17 protein-coding genes and 1 riboswitch are annotated in these 18,258 nt (G+C 26.4%); of the genes, 9 read left to right on the top strand and 8 right to left on the bottom strand.

What is annotated here, in order from left to right; translation table 11 throughout:
* Positions 1–49 precede the first annotated feature (49 nt).
* Genes ACA135_RS00085 through ACA135_RS00070 form a run of 4 tightly spaced genes read right to left on the bottom strand, consistent with a single transcriptional unit; the run spans position 50 to position 4,140 of the window.
* Positions 50–1,372 carry a PQQ-binding-like beta-propeller repeat protein gene (locus ACA135_RS00085; RefSeq protein ID WP_409198298.1) on the bottom strand — a complete coding sequence of 441 codons (1,323 nt, stop codon included), beginning with the start codon at positions 1,370–1,372 and terminating at the stop codon, positions 50–52.
* A gap of 12 nt (positions 1,373–1,384) precedes the next feature.
* Positions 1,385–2,569 (bottom strand): ABC transporter permease, encoded by a 1,185-nt coding sequence (locus ACA135_RS00080; RefSeq protein WP_409198297.1) that lies wholly within the window; start codon positions 2,567–2,569, stop codon positions 1,385–1,387.
* Positions 2,570–2,596: 27 nt separating this feature from the next.
* Positions 2,597–3,661, bottom strand: coding sequence for an ATP-binding cassette domain-containing protein (locus ACA135_RS00075; RefSeq protein ID WP_409198296.1), 1,065 nt, complete (start codon positions 3,659–3,661; stop codon positions 2,597–2,599).
* Positions 3,658–4,140, bottom strand: a complete 483-nt coding sequence (locus ACA135_RS00070) for a PadR family transcriptional regulator (RefSeq protein ID WP_409198295.1) — start codon at positions 4,138–4,140, stop codon at positions 3,658–3,660. Before ACA135_RS00070 ends, ACA135_RS00075 begins: the two co-directional genes overlap by 4 nt.
* A gap of 153 nt (positions 4,141–4,293) precedes the next feature.
* On the opposite strand from ACA135_RS00070, the gene ACA135_RS00065 reads away from it, so the two are divergent.
* On the top strand, positions 4,294–5,043 hold the full coding sequence (locus ACA135_RS00065; RefSeq protein WP_409198294.1) for a sugar phosphate isomerase/epimerase family protein: 750 nt from the start codon (positions 4,294–4,296) through the stop codon (positions 5,041–5,043).
* Here the strand turns inward: ACA135_RS00065 and ACA135_RS00060 are convergent.
* Positions 5,040–5,834 carry an HAD family hydrolase gene (locus ACA135_RS00060; protein WP_409198293.1) on the bottom strand — a complete coding sequence of 265 codons (795 nt, stop codon included), beginning with the start codon at positions 5,832–5,834 and terminating at the stop codon, positions 5,040–5,042. The genes ACA135_RS00065 and ACA135_RS00060 overlap by 4 nt on opposite strands.
* Positions 5,835–6,019: 185 nt before the next feature.
* On the opposite strand from ACA135_RS00060, the gene gatA reads away from it, so the two are divergent.
* Both gatA and ACA135_RS00050 read left to right on the top strand, forming a co-directional pair.
* The gene (gene gatA / locus ACA135_RS00055) at positions 6,020–7,399 is read left to right on the top strand and encodes an Asp-tRNA(Asn)/Glu-tRNA(Gln) amidotransferase subunit GatA (RefSeq protein ID WP_409198292.1); all 1,380 of its coding nucleotides are present in this window, start codon (positions 6,020–6,022) and stop codon (positions 7,397–7,399) included.
* A 234-nt stretch (positions 7,400–7,633) separates the two neighbouring features.
* Entirely contained in the window at positions 7,634–9,154 is a 1,521-nt protein-coding gene (locus ACA135_RS00050; protein WP_409198291.1) for a DJ-1/PfpI family protein, read from the top strand.
* Here ACA135_RS00050 and ACA135_RS00045 read toward each other — a convergent pair.
* Positions 9,151–9,531 (bottom strand): DUF120 domain-containing protein, encoded by a 381-nt coding sequence (locus ACA135_RS00045; RefSeq protein WP_409198290.1) that lies wholly within the window; start codon positions 9,529–9,531, stop codon positions 9,151–9,153. The genes ACA135_RS00050 and ACA135_RS00045 overlap by 4 nt on opposite strands.
* A 134-nt stretch (positions 9,532–9,665) precedes the next feature.
* Positions 9,666–9,812, top strand: a riboswitch (FMN riboswitch).
* A gap of 83 nt (positions 9,813–9,895) precedes the next feature.
* Between ACA135_RS00045 and ribB the strand changes: the two genes are divergently transcribed.
* Both ribB and tfrA read left to right on the top strand, forming a co-directional pair.
* Positions 9,896–10,534, top strand: coding sequence for a 3,4-dihydroxy-2-butanone-4-phosphate synthase (gene ribB, locus ACA135_RS00040; RefSeq protein WP_409198289.1), 639 nt, complete (start codon positions 9,896–9,898; stop codon positions 10,532–10,534).
* Between the two features lie 45 nt (positions 10,535–10,579).
* The gene (gene tfrA, locus ACA135_RS00035) at positions 10,580–12,235 is read left to right on the top strand and encodes a fumarate reductase (CoM/CoB) subunit TfrA (RefSeq protein ID WP_409198288.1); all 1,656 of its coding nucleotides are present in this window, start codon (positions 10,580–10,582) and stop codon (positions 12,233–12,235) included.
* Positions 12,236–12,520: 285 nt separating this feature from the next.
* Here the strand turns inward: tfrA and ACA135_RS00030 are convergent, their stop codons facing one another.
* Positions 12,521–13,825, bottom strand: coding sequence for an amidohydrolase family protein (locus ACA135_RS00030; RefSeq protein WP_409198287.1), 1,305 nt, complete (start codon positions 13,823–13,825; stop codon positions 12,521–12,523).
* A gap of 142 nt (positions 13,826–13,967) precedes the next feature.
* On the opposite strand from ACA135_RS00030, the gene hisG reads away from it, so the two are divergent.
* From hisG to pyrB, 4 genes are read left to right on the top strand one after another with little or no spacing between them, the layout of a single operon-like run.
* The gene (gene hisG / locus ACA135_RS00025) at positions 13,968–14,840 is read left to right on the top strand and encodes an ATP phosphoribosyltransferase (RefSeq protein WP_409198286.1); all 873 of its coding nucleotides are present in this window, start codon (positions 13,968–13,970) and stop codon (positions 14,838–14,840) included.
* Between the two features lie 19 nt (positions 14,841–14,859).
* Complete coding sequence (locus tag ACA135_RS00020; protein WP_409198285.1) at positions 14,860–15,642, top strand: fumarylacetoacetate hydrolase family protein; 783 nt, start codon at positions 14,860–14,862, stop codon at positions 15,640–15,642.
* A 2-nt stretch (positions 15,643–15,644) separates the two neighbouring features.
* Complete coding sequence (locus ACA135_RS00015) at positions 15,645–16,142, top strand: flavodoxin domain-containing protein (RefSeq protein ID WP_409198284.1); 498 nt, start codon at positions 15,645–15,647, stop codon at positions 16,140–16,142.
* 20 nt (positions 16,143–16,162) lie between these two features.
* Positions 16,163–17,098, top strand: a complete 936-nt coding sequence (gene pyrB, locus ACA135_RS00010; protein WP_409198283.1) for an aspartate carbamoyltransferase — start codon at positions 16,163–16,165, stop codon at positions 17,096–17,098.
* 8 nt (positions 17,099–17,106) lie between these two features.
* Here the strand turns inward: pyrB and ACA135_RS00005 are convergent, their stop codons facing one another.
* Complete coding sequence (locus ACA135_RS00005; protein WP_409198282.1) at positions 17,107–18,258, bottom strand: Cdc6/Cdc18 family protein; 1,152 nt, start codon at positions 18,256–18,258, stop codon at positions 17,107–17,109.

The raw sequence follows: 18,258 nt of genomic DNA, 5'->3' as shown, positions 1-18,258 counted from the left end.
AAATACTAAAAAATATTAAATTATATTTTAGCTAAAAAATATTAAATTTTTATAATTTTTCCTGATTTTCCTTATCAATTATCTCTTTTTCTTCTTCATCACCAGAAACTTTCTGAGTATGAGATTTACTTTTTATCTTATTTTTATTTTTAATATTTTTTAAAAATCTAATAAGTAAATAAATAACCGCTATAAAGACAATTATGATAACAATAGCATAATATAAAAATACAGATGCAGGAGCTTCATTTTTTTGATTATTTAAAGAATATAAATAACCATCATGACCACTTATAAATAAACTATCACCATAAATAACAGGTGAAGCTGATATTGGATTATTGAAAAAGAAATATCCTGGATTAAAACTAAAATTACATTCTCCTGTAAATTTATTCAATATATATGCATTACCATCATTTGATCCAATAACTAAACCACCATCATATAAAGCAGGGGTAGATCGTACTTTATCTCCAGTAGAATAAGCCCATTTAAATGTTCCATCCCGAGTATCTAAACAAGACACATTACCAGAATCAGAACCAATATAAACATTATTATTATATTCATCTACGGTTGGAGAAGATAAAATTTTATCACTTGAATCATATTTCCAATTAACTGAACCATCAGTTTGATTTAATGCATATAATGTTCCATCAGAAGAACCTATAAATACTGTACCATTAGAAACAGCTGGAGAAGATCTAACTTCATCACCAGTAGTGTAAGACCATGTTTGATTTTTAGAATTAATATCTAAAGCAAGTATTTCATTATTAGTTGACCCAACATAAATTGTTTGATTAACAACAGTAGGGGAAGAAATAATTTTCCCACCAACAGATACATCATAAACATTAGAACCATCTTCGGAATTAAGCCCATAAACATGACCATTATTAGAACCAAAATAAACTGTACCATTATTTACTGAAGCTGTAGATTCTATAGGTTTAGATGTATCATATTGCCATTTTAAATTTTTATTTTGAATATCATAAGCATACATTGAACCATCTTGACCTCCTACAAATAAAGTATTATTTGCAATGACAGGTGAAGCAGTTACTTTAGTACCTAGATTATATGACCAATCTTGACTTCCATCTTCCATATCTATAGACTTTAAAATTCCATCATTTGATACAACATAAATATTGTCTCCATGAATTACAGGAGTAGAATAAATTGAACTTCCCATATTAAAAGACCATAAATTTGTAACAAAATCTGAAGCTTCTTCTAAAAAACCTTCATGACTCGCATCCTGTTGAAACATTGTCCAATCGGAAGATGCTCCATAAATAGGACTAATACATATGATTGAAATCATTAATAAAATTAATATTGATTTATTTTTTGACATAATTTATCACTTTTAAACATCCCTATTAAATCTTTTAACACCAATTAAGAAGAACAATAATGTAAATCCTAATAAAACAGCAATATCTAACCAAACATCTCCTAGGGTTTGTCCTTTAATCATTACAGCTCTCATAGCATCATTTAAATATGTTAATGGAAATACATAAGCCAATTTCTGTAAAATCCAAGGCATGGTTTCGATAGGATAAAAAACTCCAGATACAAACATCATTGGCATTGCAAAAGGCATTACTAATTGAGTATAATCTTCTTGAGTAGAGGTTCTTGCTGATAACATAATACCAAAACCAACAAAACATAATGCACCTAAGAATAATAATATTAATGTAGGAATTATTCCTCCTTTAATTGTAATACTGAATAGTATAATCGCGGAAATCAGTAAAACTACTGATCTAAACATTTCAACAGATAGCTTTCCTAAAATTTTTCCCCCAATAACTGTCGCCACACTAGTTGGTGTCATGAATAATCTAGCTAATTCACCTGTTTCTCGTTCACCAGCAATAGATGCACCCATACCCATCATACAAGACATCATAATAGTCATTCCTAAAATTGCAGGTACTAAGAAATCCATATATTTAACATTACCATAAATTCTATTTATTTGAAGATTAATTGTAGATTTAGCACTGTCCAAACTTGCAGACAAAGAACCACTAGTATCAGCATCTTCAGTTACAACATTAGTGCCATTAGAACCCATAGTAGAAGTTTGTTGTGCTGTTGCCTGTTTAATAGAAAGCTGACTAAAAATACTTTGAGTAGCAGGAACTAGTGTTTGAGAACCCATTTGATCTGAAGAATCTAAGTACAATGTAGCCGTTTTTTGTTGACCATCTGAACTATCATAATTAGTAGGTAAAATAATTGCAGCTTTAACCTGCCCAGAATCCACCATTTCCTTAGCAGCATTCGTATCTGAAGTAATATTTACCACATGATAAATATCCTCAGACTTAATAGTATCTAATGTTAAATCAGTTAAATCACCATGGTCTTGAGAAACAACAACAACAGGTAAATTAGATAAATCTCCACCCATCCCATATCCAAATAATAAAATCATAATTATAGGAAATGCAATAATAGAAACTAATCTACCGGGATGTCTTCTTAAACTTAACCACTCTTTTTTAACCATCCAACTAAGTTTTTTTAATTCTAGCATAACATCACCAAATCAAGTAAAATATTTCTATGCTCTTGCATCTTTATCAACCTCTGATGTAACTTTCATGAAAACATCCTCTAATGATGGTTCTTCAGTAGAGACAGCACTAATTTTTCCATTTTTAGAAATTATAGTTTTAATAACATCATTTACAACATCATCATCAAAACTATTAATTTTTAAATTAATTCGATTATTTTCACCTAATTTAACTTCATTAACAGGTTTTAAAGCTTTAATTGAATTTATAATTTCTTCATTTTGATTTTCAATAATAAAGGACATTTTTTTCAAACAAATATTATCCTGATTTTGAGAAAGATTAATAGGTAAATTACCACCATTTTCATTGTGTACTTCATTTAAAGTATGAGAAATATTTTTTTCATATTCCATTTTTTCATCTTTTAATAAAGAATCTTTTAAACCTTGAGGAGTATCATAAGCAACTAGTTTCCCTGTGTTTATAATACCTACATTGTCACAGAGCATATCTACTTCGTGCATATCATGTGAACATAAAATAATTGTATGTCCACTATTATTTAAATCTCTAATAAGATTCCATAAGACTCTTTTAGTAGTAGGATCTAAACCAATAGTTGGTTCATCTAAAAATAAAATATCTGGACGATGAACTAAACTAGCAACTAAAGAAGCTTTTTGTTTTTGTCCCCCAGACAATTGAGAAATCAATTTATCCTTTGCATATGAAATATCCACTAAATCCATTAAATTAGATATTCTATCATTTTTTTCTTCATCTGGAATTCCATAATAATCAGAACATAACTCTGCATTTTCTCGAACAGTCAAATCCTTATATAAACTAACTGCTTGAGGAACCATTCCAATTTTTTCTCGAACTTCATTTGGATTTTCTTTTACATCAAATTCCGCGACAGATGCAGTTCCAGAAGTTGGTTGAGTTAAACAATTTAACATCTTAATTGTAGTAGTCTTTCCTGCACCATTAGGCCCCAACATTCCAAAAATAGTTCCTTTAGGTATTTTAAAATTAATTGAATTAACAGCAGTGAAATTTTTATATTTTTTTGTTAAATCAAAAGTTTCTATTGCATATTTCATTTATTCACCTCACAATTTTTATAATAAAAAGATTGATAATTACTTAATTCTTCATCAATTATCGGGTTTAAAATCATGTCTTGCATAAATTCTGACCAAATAGGATTAGAACCTACCTCATGAAATCGATATTTAACAGAATTTAAAATTATTTTTCCCTTATCAGTTATTTCATAAAATTTAACTTTCTTATGATTATCATTAATATCCCAGTACCCTTTTATAACTCCACTTTGTTCCATTTTTTTTAAAATTGGATATATTTTACTAGGGTTAGATTTTTTTAAAATATTTTCATCAATTTGTTTTTGAAAAAATAAGTCAATTTTTTTCATGATACCATAACCATGAATAGGGGATTTATTAACTTCCCATAAGATAATAATTCTATAAAAACCATTATGAATCTGCTTAATAATGTTTTTCTTTATTTTTAAGTTTTCTTCAATATCTATATCACTATATTTTTTCTCATCCATTTTTTCATCCAATTTCATGATAATTTATATTTTAAAAATAAAAAGTTATATGTTAATTTTTGATATATTAAAGTTTTATATATAAATTTAATATATATAAATGTATGGGAAGATAAAATATTTTTATTAAATTAATACAGGAGAAATGAAAAAATGAATATAGGATTTTCAACTTTAGCACTATTTATGAAACCTATAGATGAAATGTTAAATATAGCTAAAAAAGACAAATTTAACATGGTTGAAGTATTAACAGAAGGATTATATAGTCCAGAATACTTATTAAAAAACAAAAAAATGTTAGAACCATTTAAATCATATGATTTTGATTATTACTTACATGCACCTACAGTAGATTTAAACTTAGCTAGTATCAATCGAGGAATAAGAAAAGAATCCATAAGACAAACATTAAGAACTTTGGATTTGGCAAACGAAATAGGAGCAAAAGCCATAACAATTCATCCAGGGCAAATAGGAAGAATAGAAGACAGAATTAGAAAAATGGCTTTAAAATTAACAACAGCCTCTATAAAAGAATGTGTAGAGTATGCAGAAGGGATGGAAACAAAAGTATCGGTTGAAAATATGCCAGGAAAACCAAAATTTTTATGCACAAAACCTGAAGAATTAACAAAAATAGTAGAAGAAACAAATTGCTCAGTTACAATAGATTTAGGACATGCTAATACATGTGAAAACACCCCAGAATTTTTAGAAATACCTAACAGAGCATACTGCCACTTAAGTGATAATAATGGGATTAAAGATCAACATACCATATTAGGAAAAGGCACATTAGATTTAAACCTATTAAAACAAGTACAAAATGGTATATTAGAACTAAATAATTATCAAAAAGTTTTAGAAAGTAAAAAAGTATTAGAAAAAATAATAAATTAAAAATCAATGTTTAAAACTTCAGAAATATTATGAATAACATGATCGGCATGATCAAACATTTTAGGAGAAACTTCTTCTTTTTGTTCTAAAGTTAAAACAGAAATATTAGCTTTATTAAAAGCTAAAATATCATTTGGTCCATCCCCCACCATCATAACTTTAAAACCTTGATTTTGTAAATTAGACACAATTTCACATTTATTTTTAGAATCAGCTGTAGGAAAAGCATTACTCTCATCAATTTGAATTATGTTTGCTAACTTTTTAATAGCTCCAGAACGGTCACCAGATGCTATATAAACATTAACCCCATTTTTTTTAAGTTCATTTACTGTAAAAAGAACTTTAGGAAATAGTTTTCCTGCAGAAGTAATAGTATAAGCAACTTTTTGACTATTAAGATCCAATATAATAGCTGAGCCATTACATAAATGCATATTCTTAACTTTACCTCTCAAAACATCAAATGCATCAGATATATCCCGTATTATAGAAGAATCATTTTTTAATATACTCAAAACATCTTCTTTACTAACATAATAATTTGAATAACTAACATCGAATTCAATATCATATTTTTTAATCAAATCATAAATTTTAATATTTGAATCCATTTTTGTTAAACATGAAGAATCAAATTGAAGAATTACCAAAGCTGCGTCACCAATATTATCTATTAATTGAAGAGAATTAACATTAGTAAAGATTTCTCCAGTAGACAAATTTTTAATTGCTCTATACCTTTCAAGTAAAGTCCCAGAATTATCAAAAACAACTGCTTTATCACTCATAAAATCACAATAAAAATAATATATTTAATATATTATCTTAAATATTAAAAAAACTTTTTATTATAAAATATTTTACTTAAATTATTTAAACAAAAAAAACAAATCTAATTATTATTAATTAAGTATAAAAAAAATATTATAAAAATTTAACATTAATTATCAAAATTATTAAATTAGGTGTTTTAATGAATATTATTGAAAAATTAAATTCCATCAAAAAGCAAGAGTTAACTGCACAAGAAAACTTAGAAAATTATTTAAAAATTATAGATGAAAAAAATAATGAAATAAACGCTTTCATATATATAAACAAAGAAGATGCTTTAAATAAAGCTAAAGAAATAGATGAAAAAATAGATAATGGTAAAAAAGTAGGTTCTTTAGCTGGTTTAGTATTCGGTATAAAAGCAAATATTAATGTTGAAGACAAAATTATATCTGCAGCATCAAAAACACTGGATAATTATATAGGAAGCTATGATGCGACTGTTATTAAAAAAATTAAAGAAGCTGATGGGATAATTATTGGAATAACAAATATGGACGAATTTGCTGCTGGTAGTTCAACTGAAACATCTATGTATGGAACAACAAATAACCCTGCAGCACTAGGTAGAATTCCAGGAGGATCAAGTGGGGGAAGTGCAGCAGCAGTTTCAGCGAATATGTGTGATATATCAATTGGTTCAGACACTGGAGGTTCTATAAGAAATCCTGCATCACATTGTGGAGTCATTGGTTTTAAACCAACTTATGGAGCTGTTTCTAGACAAGGATTATTAGATTTAGCTATGAGTTTAGATCAAATAGGTCCTATGTCTAACGATATAACTGGTATAGCTTTAGCATTAGATACAATAATTTCATATGACCCCTCTGAATGTACAACTTTAAAGTGGGATTCACCAAATTTTACTGAAATAGCTACAAATCAAAAAGGAAACAAACCATTAGAAGGTATGAAAATAGCTAAATGTAAACAATTTAGTGACATTACAGATGCTGAAATTAATAAAATAATAGATGAATCAATAGGTAAATTAGAAGAATTAGGTGCTAAAATTATAGAAATTAACTTTAATTATATAGATTTATGTTTACCTACATATTACCTAATTAATTATGTGGAATTTTTCTCTGCAACTAGAAAATATGATGGTAGAAAATATGGACATAGGATAGAAGAAGTATGTGGAGACGAAGTTTTAAGAAGAATTAAAATGGGATCTTACATATCACAAAAAGAATTTAGTGGAAAATATTATAAAAAAGCATTACAATCAAGATCACTTATTAGAAATAATATTAACGAAATATTAGAAGATGTTGATTTAATAGTTGGTCCTACTGTTCCTAAATTACCACATAAGATTGGAGAAAAATTAACACCAATGGAAATGTATGCTTATGATACTTTAACTGTAATAGCTAATTTAGCAGGTATTCCTGCAGGAAGTATTAAAGCTGGGGAAGTTGAAGGTATTCCTGTAGGTTTACAATTACAAGCCAAACCATTAGATGATGGTAAAATTATTAAAGTAATGGCTGCTTTAGAAAATAATTAAATATTTAATATATCTCTTTTTTTTAATTTTTATTAGAATTTGATAAAATTGAATTTATAATCAAAAAAAAAGGATGCTTAGATTATAAATTAAATGAATTTTATTATTAAAAACACATTTTTAATCAAATATTCCATATAATAAAAAACTATTTTTATTTACATAAACTATTTTAAACACTTATAATATATTACAAAATATTATTTCTTTAATTCTTATTAGGATTTGATAAAGTTGAAAATTGGATTAACATATTTAAAAGGAACTGTACCTGGATTTGAAGATTTTGGTAATTTACCTACAAATTTAATAAAATCAAATGGTTTAATAAATGGGTTACCTATACATAAAGAATTAGATGCTTTAATTATACCTGGAGGAACATTAATTGAATCAAATTCATTAAATGATAATATATTTAAAGAAATTAAATTAATGGCAAAAGAAGGAAAACCTATTATTGGAATTTGTGCAGGATATCAAATTTTAGGTAATCAAATTGATATTGGTCGGAATTCACCCGCCCCTATAATAAAAAAAGGATTAGAATTATTAGATGTTGAATTTTCACCTTTAATTAGTAATGATAGAGTAACAGCTGAAGTTGTATCAAAATCTTATCTTACAAACAATATTAAAGAAGATATTACAGGTTTTCATTGCCATACATATGGTTTAGTAAAAGGCAATGCAAAAACCTTATTTTATTCACCAATTAAACGGATGAATTATGGGGATGTGAAAAATAAAATAATTTCTGGATCATTGAATGATGATGGTAATGTGATTGGAACTATGCTTCATAATTTATTAGATGAGAATCCTGAAGTTGTAAAAAATTTTTTAAATTTTATAGGAGCAAATGAGAAGGATATTGAAAACATTTACTTTAAAAACAAGGAATTAAAAGTTAAAATAAATAAAGAAATAGGTATTGAATCAGGTATCTCTATCAATCAATTATCTAGTAACGATATTAATAACCCATTCAGTGAATTTAAAAAAATAAAAGGAAATATGCCTTTATGTATTTGTATTGGGAGTATAGGGTCTGATTCAGGGAAAACATTTATAACAACAGGATTAGCAGGAGCTTTAAGACATCGAGGATTGAACGTTGGTATATTAAAAGTAGGGCCAGATGTGAGAGATACTGTAACTTCATTATATTTAACAAAAGGAAAGATGGAAGAGTATGCTTCTATTAAAATAGGACATTTAGGTTGGGTAGATATTAAAGAAACACTAAACAAATTAAAAGAATCCCAATACGATATTGTCCTAATTGAAGGAGTTATGAGCGTATTTACTGGATTTTTAAATAAAAAAACTCCATATTCTGCAGCTGAAATTTGTGCATCTTCTAACATTCCAATGTTATTAATATCTGGTGTTAATAAAGAAGGGATAGAATCTGCTGCGGTTAACTTAATTTCACACACCAAAATGCTTAATAAAATAGGGATTGATGTTAAAGGAATATTATTTAATAAAGTTTATGATATGAAAATATTTAATGAAGTAATTTCTTATGTAGAGAAAGAAACTGGTATTAATAATATATTAGCTATTCCTAAGGTTAAATTAGAAAAAAGAGGAGGAACTCCAGAAATAGAAATAAGATATGATTTATTTGGTAAATTAGCATTAGAAGTTATTGAAGAACATATTAATATTCAAAAAATAGCTAAAATGGGAAATAAACCATTATTTAATAAATATTTAACTTTTGAAGAAAATAAAAGTTTTTTTTAAATATTTATATATAATTTAACAATATCATTATCTTTTAATTTTAATTTTTTTCTTAAATTATTTTTAGAAATAAATTCTAAATAGTTTTCTTCATGTGTTGTTTTATCAGGAAAAACTATAGCCCCATTTTCAGTGTTATTTAATCTAGATTTTATATATTTTACACCACCAAAACCCTCATCAGGTTTAATAGTATTATTACAATTATTTTTTATAGAATTAATCTCTTTTAATTTATCTTCAGGTATGATTATATTTAAAGTTCCTGGAAAAGGTATAAAACCACATTTTTCTTGAAATTTTAATTTATAAAATTCTTGTCCTAAAAAGTATGCACCTTTTCCATAACCTGTTGTTACTATTCCTTCAATTTCCATTATTTGCCTCAATTATTATAAAAATTAAAAATTTTAATAATTTTTTATTATTTTAAATTTATAATCTTTATTTAATAAATTTATTTATTAAAGATAAAAATTTATTTAAGTAATAAAAACATATTTGTAAATTAATAAGTTCTCAGGGCGGAGTGAAATTCTCCACCGGTGGTTATTCAAGAAAAATTTGATAAGTCCACGAGCATTGCAATTAAATTGTAAATGTTGATTTGGTGTAAATCCAAAACCGACAGTTAAAGTCTGGATGGAAGAGAATTGGAAAAATACATATATAATTTAAAGTATTTAATCTTTTTTTAAGCCCTGGTTCATGTATAAAAGAAACTATTTAGGAGACATTACTATGAATCATGAAGAAATGTTAAAAGGTACAGCTAAAGAACGTGTAGAAATAGCACTAAAATCTGTAAGAGATGGAAATGGAATCATCATAACCGATGATGAAAATCGTGAAAATGAAGGAGATATGATCTTTTCAGCTGAAAAATTAACTAATGAACAAATGGCACTTTTAATCCGTGAAGGAAGTGGTATAGTTTGTTTATGTTTAAAACCTGAAAAAGCAGACTCTTTAAATCTTCCATTAATGGTTGATAATAATACAAGTACTTATGGAACTGCTTTTACAATCACAATTGAAGCAGCTGAAGGAGTTACCACAGGAGTATCTGCTGCAGACAGAGTAAGAACTATTAAAGCAGCTTCAAAAGATAATGCTAAACCTGAAGATTTAAATCATCCCGGCCATGTATTTCCTTTAAGAGCTAAAGCAGGTGGCGTACTAGAAAGAGATGGACACACAGAAGCTAGTGTAGATATAATGAGTATGGCAGGATTAAAACCAATAGGTGTACTTTGTGAAATAACAAATGAAGATGGTACTATGGCTAGAATGCCTAGAATAATTGAATTTTCAAAGGAAAAAAACTTACCTATTGTCACAATTCAAGACATTATAAAATATAAAAAAAACAATTCATAAACATTAAAAATAATTTTATATTATAAATAAATGTGGAATGATTTTATGAAAAGTGAAATTTATCAAACTGATGTATTAATAATTGGTTCTGGAGGTGCAGGTTGCAGAGCCGCTATAGAAGTAGCTAAAAATGGATATAAACCTGTAATTGTTTCTAAAGGTTTATCATTTAGATCCGGATGTACTGGTATGGCAGAAGGAGGATATAATGCTGCAATTGGTGCTGTGAATCCTGAAGATAATAAAAAAATCCACTTTAAAGATACATTAAAAGGTGGAAGTTATTTAAATGATAAACAACTAGTTAAAACATTAGTTGATGAATCACCTGATCGATTAAAAGATTTAGAAGAATATGGAGCATTATTTGATAGACAAGAAAATGGAAAACTAAATCAAAGACCTTTTGGAGGTCAAACTTTTAAAAGAACAATATATGAAAGTGATCGTACAGGCCATGAAATCATAACCTCATTAAAAGAAGAAATCATTAAAAGAAATATTGAAACACTTGATGAAATAATGATTACTTCTTTAATATTAAGTAAAAAAAATCCAAATTTTCCAAAAGTAATAGGAGCAGTTGGAATAAAATTAAAGGACTCTTCAACAATATTTTTCCAAACAAAATCTGTAATAATTGCATGTGGTGGAGCAGGACAATTATATCCAGTGACATCAAATACAATACAAAAAAATGGAGATGGGTATGTATTAGCATTTAATGCTGGAGCAGAAGTTATAGATATGGAAGAAGTTCAATTTCACCCAACAGGGATGATTTATCCAAAATCAAAAGCAGGAGTTCTTGTAACTGAAGCAGTTAGAGGAGAAGGTGGAATTTTATTAAATAAAAATAATGAAAGATTTATGGAAAATTATGATCCAAGAAAAGAATTAGCAACACGTGATGTTGTTGCAAGATCCATTTATAATGAAATAAGAGAGGGAAGAGGAACAAAAAGAAATGGTGTATACTTAGACATTAGCCATTTACCTGATGAAGTTATAGATAAAAAATTAAAAACCATGGTTGAACAATTTGAAGATGTTGGAGTAAATATTAAAAAAGAAAAAATGGAAGTGGCTCCAACAGCCCATCATTTCATGGGTGGAGTGAAAATAAATGATAAATGTGAAACCAATATTAAAAACTTATTTGCAGCTGGAGAAGCTAGTGGTGGTGTTCATGGTGCAAATAGGTTAGGTGGAAATGCTTTAGCAGAAACACAAGTATTTGGTGCACGTTCTGGTATTTCAGCATCTGAATGTTGTGAAAATACAGAATTTGAAATAAATAAAGAAATGATTGAAAATGAAGAATCACGTATTAATGGATTAATCAAAAAAGGAAAATATGATCCATTGAAATTGAAAAATGCATTAAAAAATATAATGTGGGAAGATGTTTCAATAATTCGTAATGAAAAAGGATTAAACAGAGCATTGAAAAATATATTAAAAATAAAAGAAGAAACAGAAGATTTAAATATTTCAAACGACTCACAATATAATAAAAAACTTATTGATGGTTTAGAACTAATAAATATGGTTGATGTAGCTATACTTGTTGTTAAATCTGCCATAATCAGACGAGAAAGTAGAGGTGCTCATTTTAGAGAAGATTTTCCTGAGACAACAGATGAATGGAAAAAAAGTATTGTTATGAGCCAATATAACATTAAATTTATACCAAGATAAAAAAATTATTGTTAAAAAGTGTAAAGTTTATATACTATTTACAATAAATAAAATATTGCTATATATAAAATAATATTATGTATAGTACTTTTTTTAAAAAATGGTGAAAAAAATGGTGGATTAGGTTCGGGAAAATATGTTATTGTATTGGTGGTGCAATAACATATGAACCTAATATTTAAAATAACTAATTTTGAGATTATATACAAATTTTACATCTTGTTTTTAAATATAAAATAGTCTAATTAAACAAAATTTAGTAAAAATATAAAAAAAGAGAATAAATTATAAATTTTTCATTTCTAAAATAGCTTCATTAGCTAAACTCTTAACTTTATCTTCATTTAAACATAGAATCTTTTTATCTTCCATTAAAATCTGACCATTACAGATAGTGGTTAAAACATCAGATCCATTTGCTGAATAAACTAAATTAGAACTTGATATTTTACTATCTGGAGTCATATTAATAGATTTTTTATCTAATAAAATTAAATCAGCTTTTTTACCAACTTCAATTGAACCAATATCTTTATCTAAACTTAAAGCTTTTGCACCATTGATTGTAGCCATGTTAAAAACTTGATTAGAAGGTAAAACTTCGGGATTTAAATCATTTACTTTTTGAAGTAAAGAAGCAAACTTCATTTCTTCAAATAAATCAAGATTATTATTAGATGCAACACCATCAGTTCCAATTGAAACATTGACCCCCTTATTTAATAATTTTGAAACAGGAGCAATACCAGAAGCTAATTTCATATTACTACAAGGATTATGAGAAACTTGTACATCTTTTTGTTTTAAAATATCAATTTCATTATCAGATAACCACACACAATGAGCCGCTAAAACATCAGAACTTAAAAAATTTAAACTATTTAAATATTCAAAAGGTCTCATCCCAGTAGAATCAACAACATCTTTTATTTCTTTTTGAGTTTCATTCATATGAATATGAATTCCCACATTGTATTTATTTGCTTCTTCTCTAACTCTTTCTAAAAGCTCTTTAGAACATGTTACAGGTGAATGAGGACCAAACCTACAGGTTATTCTACCATTAGCAGAATTATTAAAATCCTTAATTAAATCAATATTTTCCTTAAATTCATGCTCTCTTTTTTCTTCATCACCAAAATCGATCATACCATAAGATAAAACTCCTCTAATACCTGCTTTATCAATAGCTTGAGCAACACTACCCATGTAAAAATACATATCATTGAAAGTTGTTGTTCCAGATTTAATCATTTCAACAGCAGCTAAAAGAGCACCAATATAACAATAATTAGAATTTAAATGAGATTCCATCGGCCAAATATGATCATTTAACCAAGTATTTAATTCTAAATCATCAGCTAAACCTCTAAATAAGTTCATTGAAATATGATTATGAGTATTAACAAGCCCAGGCATTAAAATTTTACCTTTACCATCAATCACTTTATCGACACTTTCATTAATATTGTTACCAATTTTAGCAATTTTATCATTTTCTATTAAAACAGAACCTTGAAATTCTTTTACATTTCCCAAATCAGGATTTAAAATTGTTATATCTTTAATTAATATAGTTTTTGTTTCCATTAAATTTACCACATTTTTTTAATTATATAATTATGTATATAAATTCTTATTATAAAAATATTAAATTTATAAAAATTTATTTATACAATATTAAAGAAAATTAAAAATAATAAAGAAAATTAGATAGGAGAAAAATCTAAATATGAAACTAATAATTGCAGTACCATCTAAAGGTAGAATTAGTAATCCTTCAGTAGAAATGATTGAACAAGCTGGTTTGGGATTAAAAGATTCATCAAATAGAAAATTATTTTCATCAACATATAATGAAAATATTGACATAATGTTTGCAAGAGCAGCAGATATACCAGAATTTGTTGCTGAAGGAATTGTAGATATGGGTATAACAGGGTTAGATTTAATAAAGGAAAGCAACGCCGATGTAGAAATATTAACTGACTTAAATTTCGGACAAACTAGCCTTGTTTTAGCATCACCAGAAAATTCAAAAATAAAAAGTGAAAAAGACTTAAAAGATGGAATGGCGATTGCAACTGAATTTCCAAATTTAACTAAAAAATATTTAGATTCTAAAAATCTAAAAAAAATTAAAATAGTTAAATTAACAGGATCAACCGAAATCGCACCATTTATCGGTATTGCAGATGCAATAACAGATTTAACTAGTACAGGAACTACTTTAACTATGAATCATTTAAAAATTGTAGATACATTACTTAAAAGTTCTATTAAATTAATAACTAATAAAAATATTTATAATAACGACAAAAACAAAAAAATCTTGATAGATGAAGTAAAAACTAGTATTTGTGGAGTAATTAATGCAAAACAAAAAAAATTAATTATGATGAATGTTGCTAGTGCTGACTTAAATAATGTTAAAGATGTTATGCCTGCTATGACTGGACCAACAATATCAGAAGTTTTATCTAAAATAGATACTGTTGCTGTTCAAGCTGTTGTTGATGAAGATGAAGTATTTGAATTAATTAATAAACTTAGAAAAGCAGGAGCTCATGATATATTAGTTGTACCTATAGAAAGAATTATTTAAAATAAAACAGGTAAATATAATGAAATTTTTAAAATTCATATCAGAAAATCAAATAAAAAATGGATATTATGATGGTGAAAAAGTAATAGAAATTAAAAATGATATTTTAGAATATAATGATTTGAATATTACAAATTTAAAAAATGAATTAATTAAAAGTTATAATATTAATGAAATTAAAATTATAAATCCTGTTAATCCAAGTAAAATAGTTTGTGTAGGATTAAATTACAAAGATCATGCTGAAGAAATGGATTTAAATTTACCATTAGAACCAAAAATTTTTATAAAACCTTCAACATGTGTAATTGGAAATAATGATAAAATAATTTATCCTAAAACCTCAAAAAGAGTAGATTATGAAGGCGAATTAGCTATCATTATAGGTAAAAAAGCAAAAAATGTGACTCAAGATATTGCTAATAAATATATTTTTGGATATAGTATAATAAATGATGTAACTGCACGTGATTTAACTATTAAAGACGAACAATGGACAAGAGGTAAAAGTTTTGATAGTTTTGCTCCTATAGGTCCTTTTGTTCAAACCGAAATGAATCCTTTAAATCAAAATATTAAAGTATATTTAAATGACACTATAAAACAAGATTCAAATACTAAAAATATGATTTTTTCACCATATAAGCTTCTAGAATATATATCAAATATTATGACTTTATATCCAGGTGATGTTATAGCAACAGGGACTCCTTCAGGTGTAGGGCCAATGAATAAAAATGATATAATTAAAATATCAATTGAAGATATTGGAATTTTAACAAATGAATTAAAAGAGGATTAAATATGAAAACAGCTATAATTTATGGAACAACATATGGTACAACACATAAAGTAGCTAAAATTTTAGCTAAAGGTATTAAAGGAGAATGTGTTACAATACCTATAAATAAAGCAAAATCCGAATGTTTACAAAAATATGATTTTATTATAATAGGTGGATCTATACACAAAGGAAGAATTCAAAGCCAAATAAAACAATATACTTCAAGAAACATTAAAACATTATTAGGTAAAAATATTGGTTTATTTATTTTAGCTAATAATGATAAAGAAATCGACAAATATTTCAGAGATTCTTTTACTAAAGGATTAGTGGATTCAACTGTAACAACTGGATTTTTTGGTAATGAAATTCATCCTGAAAAAGGTAATTTAATAACTAAAAAAATAATGATTAATGAAATTGAAAATTATTTAAAAAATGATGAAGAATTACCATCACTGAAATTTGATCAAATACAAGATTTTATGAATGAGATAAATAAATTAAAAATAAGATGAAATAAGAAATTTAAAGGAGAATGATTAAAATTTTTCGTCTAAAAAATGTGATATCAATTAAAGATTTTGAAAAAGAGGATATTAATTATATATTAAATGAAGCCAATAAACTCGAAAATATTGCAAAATCTAAAGATAAGTCTGAAGCATTATCTGGGAAAATTCTTGGAATGATGTTTTTTGAGCCATCTACTCGAACTAGATTATCATTTGAAACCGCAATGAAAAGATTAGGTGGAAATTGTGTTGGTTTTCAAAATAGTAATACTAGTTCAGTTGTTAAAGGAGAAAGTTTAGCTGATACAGCTAAAATGTTAGAAGGTTATTCAGATGCTTTAGTAATTAGGCATGATTTAGAAGGAGTATCACGATTTATCTCAGAAATAGTTGATGTTCCAGTTGTAAATGCTGGAGATGGTGCTGGTCAACATCCTACACAAACTTTATTAGATTTATATACTATGAAAAAAGAATTTGGTGAAATTGAAGGATTAAAAGTAGCTTTAATTGGAGATTTAAAATATGGACGAACTGTTCATTCATTAGTTTATGCTTTAGCATTATATGGTGTTGAAATGACTTTTGTGTCACCTGAAGAATTAAAAATGCCTAAAGATGTAATACATGATTTAAAAAAGAATAATATTAGAATTAAAGAAACTAATAACATAAAAGATGTAATTAATGATGTTGATGTATTATATGTAACCAGAATACAAAAAGAAAGATTCCCTGATATTGAAGATTATTTAAAAATAAAAGGTGCATATTTAATTGATAAAAAATTAGTAGAAAACAAAAATTTAATAGTAATGCATCCATTGCCTCGTATAGATGAAATTTCAACAGATATAGATAATACTAAATATAATAAATATTTTGAACAAGCATATAATGCAATTCCTGTTAGAATGGCAATTTTAAAAAATATAATTCAAAATAATGTAAAAAAATAATGTAAAAATTATAAAGAATATAAAGTACTTTCTAATAAATCTGTATCACATTGTAATGAAATTATATTAGTTCTCCCTTTACCTCTACCTCTAGATATAGTATTAGTTGAAATAATTCCAAGCATTTCTAATTCATTAATAAAATCAAAAATTCTTCTATAAGTTACAGAATCTCCTTTAGAAACCAATTTATATGCATCATATAACTTACCGGAAGTTATTTCTTTATTTTCTTTTGTTAAATTTAAAAGAGCTTCAAGAACTCTTTGTTGTTGAGTAGGAAGAGTAATTATTATATCTGTGATTTTATTATGTTCTATCCGATCTTTAGCTTCTCGAACAAAATTACCATGAATTATTTCTGAATCTTTTTCATCAGCTAATTCACCTGCAGTTCTAAGAAGATCTAAAGCATACCTAGCATCCCCTTCTTCTTTAGCAGCCATAGCAGAACATAAAGGAATAACATCATCATCTAAAACTCCTTTATCAAAAGACAATCTAGATCTTTCTTGTAAAATATCGGATAATTGTTCAGCATTATAAGGAGGGAATACAATTTCTCGATCTCTTAAACTACTCATAACTCTAGGTTTTATAAATTTTTTAAAATCTAAATAATTACTAATTGATAAAACTGAAACATTTTCAGTTCTTGTTAATGTATAAAGTATTCCATCTCCATCTTTTTGAAGTAAAATATCAATTTCATCAAGAATGACAATAAGAATAAGTTTTTTACCAAAAGCATTAGTTTTAAAAATATCTCTAAAAGTATTAATTACTTCTGCTTTAGTCCATCCTCTATGAGGAACATCTCTACCTAATTGTTGACATAAATGAGCAATAACTTGATATTCAGTTGTATAATCTGTGCAACGAATATATTCTACTTTTACAAAAATACTTTTATTTTTAGCTGCTTCTTTCAATTGTTCTTTTGCGAATTTAGCAGCTGCTGTTTTTCCGGTTCCAGTTTTTCCATAAATAGTTATATCAGATGGTGCTACATTATTTAAAGCTTCAACCCAATATTTAGCTATGGATGTAATTTGTTCTTTTCTGTGTGGTAAGTGTTCAGGTAAAAACCTATGATCTAAAGGTTTTATGTCTTTAAAAACAGAATCTTCACCTTCTAAATTATCAAAAATATTTGTCAT

The organism is Methanobrevibacter acididurans (genome assembly GCF_046197875.1).
Lineage (GTDB): Archaea > Methanobacteriota > Methanobacteria > Methanobacteriales > Methanobacteriaceae > Methanobrevibacter_A > Methanobrevibacter_A acididurans.
Note: the sequence above shows the minus strand (reverse complement) of the source record. Positions and strands in the feature narration are given on the sequence as shown.

Bases quoted from the DNA above. Each gene is read 5' to 3' on its own strand.
- ACA135_RS00020 (WP_409198285.1), top strand. From the start codon at position 14,860: ATGAAATTTTTAAAATTCATATCAGAAAATCAAATAAAAAATGGATAT.
- pyrB (WP_409198283.1), top strand. From the start codon at position 16,163: ATGATTAAAATTTTTCGTCTAAAAAATGTGATATCAATTAAAGATTTT.
- hisG (WP_409198286.1), top strand. From the start codon at position 13,968: ATGAAACTAATAATTGCAGTACCATCTAAAGGTAGAATTAGTAATCCT.
- ACA135_RS00070 (WP_409198295.1), bottom strand. From the start codon at position 4,140: ATGGATGAGAAAAAATATAGTGATATAGATATTGAAGAAAACTTAAAA.
- ACA135_RS00005 (WP_409198282.1), bottom strand. From the start codon at position 18,258: ATGACAAATATTTTTGATAATTTAGAAGGTGAAGATTCTGTTTTTAAA.
- ACA135_RS00085 (WP_409198298.1), bottom strand. From the start codon at position 1,372: ATGTCAAAAAATAAATCAATATTAATTTTATTAATGATTTCAATCATA.
- ACA135_RS00045 (WP_409198290.1), bottom strand. From the start codon at position 9,531: ATGGAAATTGAAGGAATAGTAACAACAGGTTATGGAAAAGGTGCATAC.
- gatA (WP_409198292.1), top strand. From the start codon at position 6,020: ATGAATATTATTGAAAAATTAAATTCCATCAAAAAGCAAGAGTTAACT.
- tfrA (WP_409198288.1), top strand. From the start codon at position 10,580: ATGAAAAGTGAAATTTATCAAACTGATGTATTAATAATTGGTTCTGGA.
- ribB (WP_409198289.1), top strand. From the start codon at position 9,896: ATGAATCATGAAGAAATGTTAAAAGGTACAGCTAAAGAACGTGTAGAA.
- ACA135_RS00015 (WP_409198284.1), top strand. From the start codon at position 15,645: ATGAAAACAGCTATAATTTATGGAACAACATATGGTACAACACATAAA.
- ACA135_RS00065 (WP_409198294.1), top strand. From the start codon at position 4,294: ATGAATATAGGATTTTCAACTTTAGCACTATTTATGAAACCTATAGAT.
- ACA135_RS00075 (WP_409198296.1), bottom strand. From the start codon at position 3,661: ATGAAATATGCAATAGAAACTTTTGATTTAACAAAAAAATATAAAAAT.
- ACA135_RS00060 (WP_409198293.1), bottom strand. From the start codon at position 5,834: ATGAGTGATAAAGCAGTTGTTTTTGATAATTCTGGGACTTTACTTGAA.
- ACA135_RS00080 (WP_409198297.1), bottom strand. From the start codon at position 2,569: ATGCTAGAATTAAAAAAACTTAGTTGGATGGTTAAAAAAGAGTGGTTA.
- ACA135_RS00030 (WP_409198287.1), bottom strand. From the start codon at position 13,825: ATGGAAACAAAAACTATATTAATTAAAGATATAACAATTTTAAATCCT.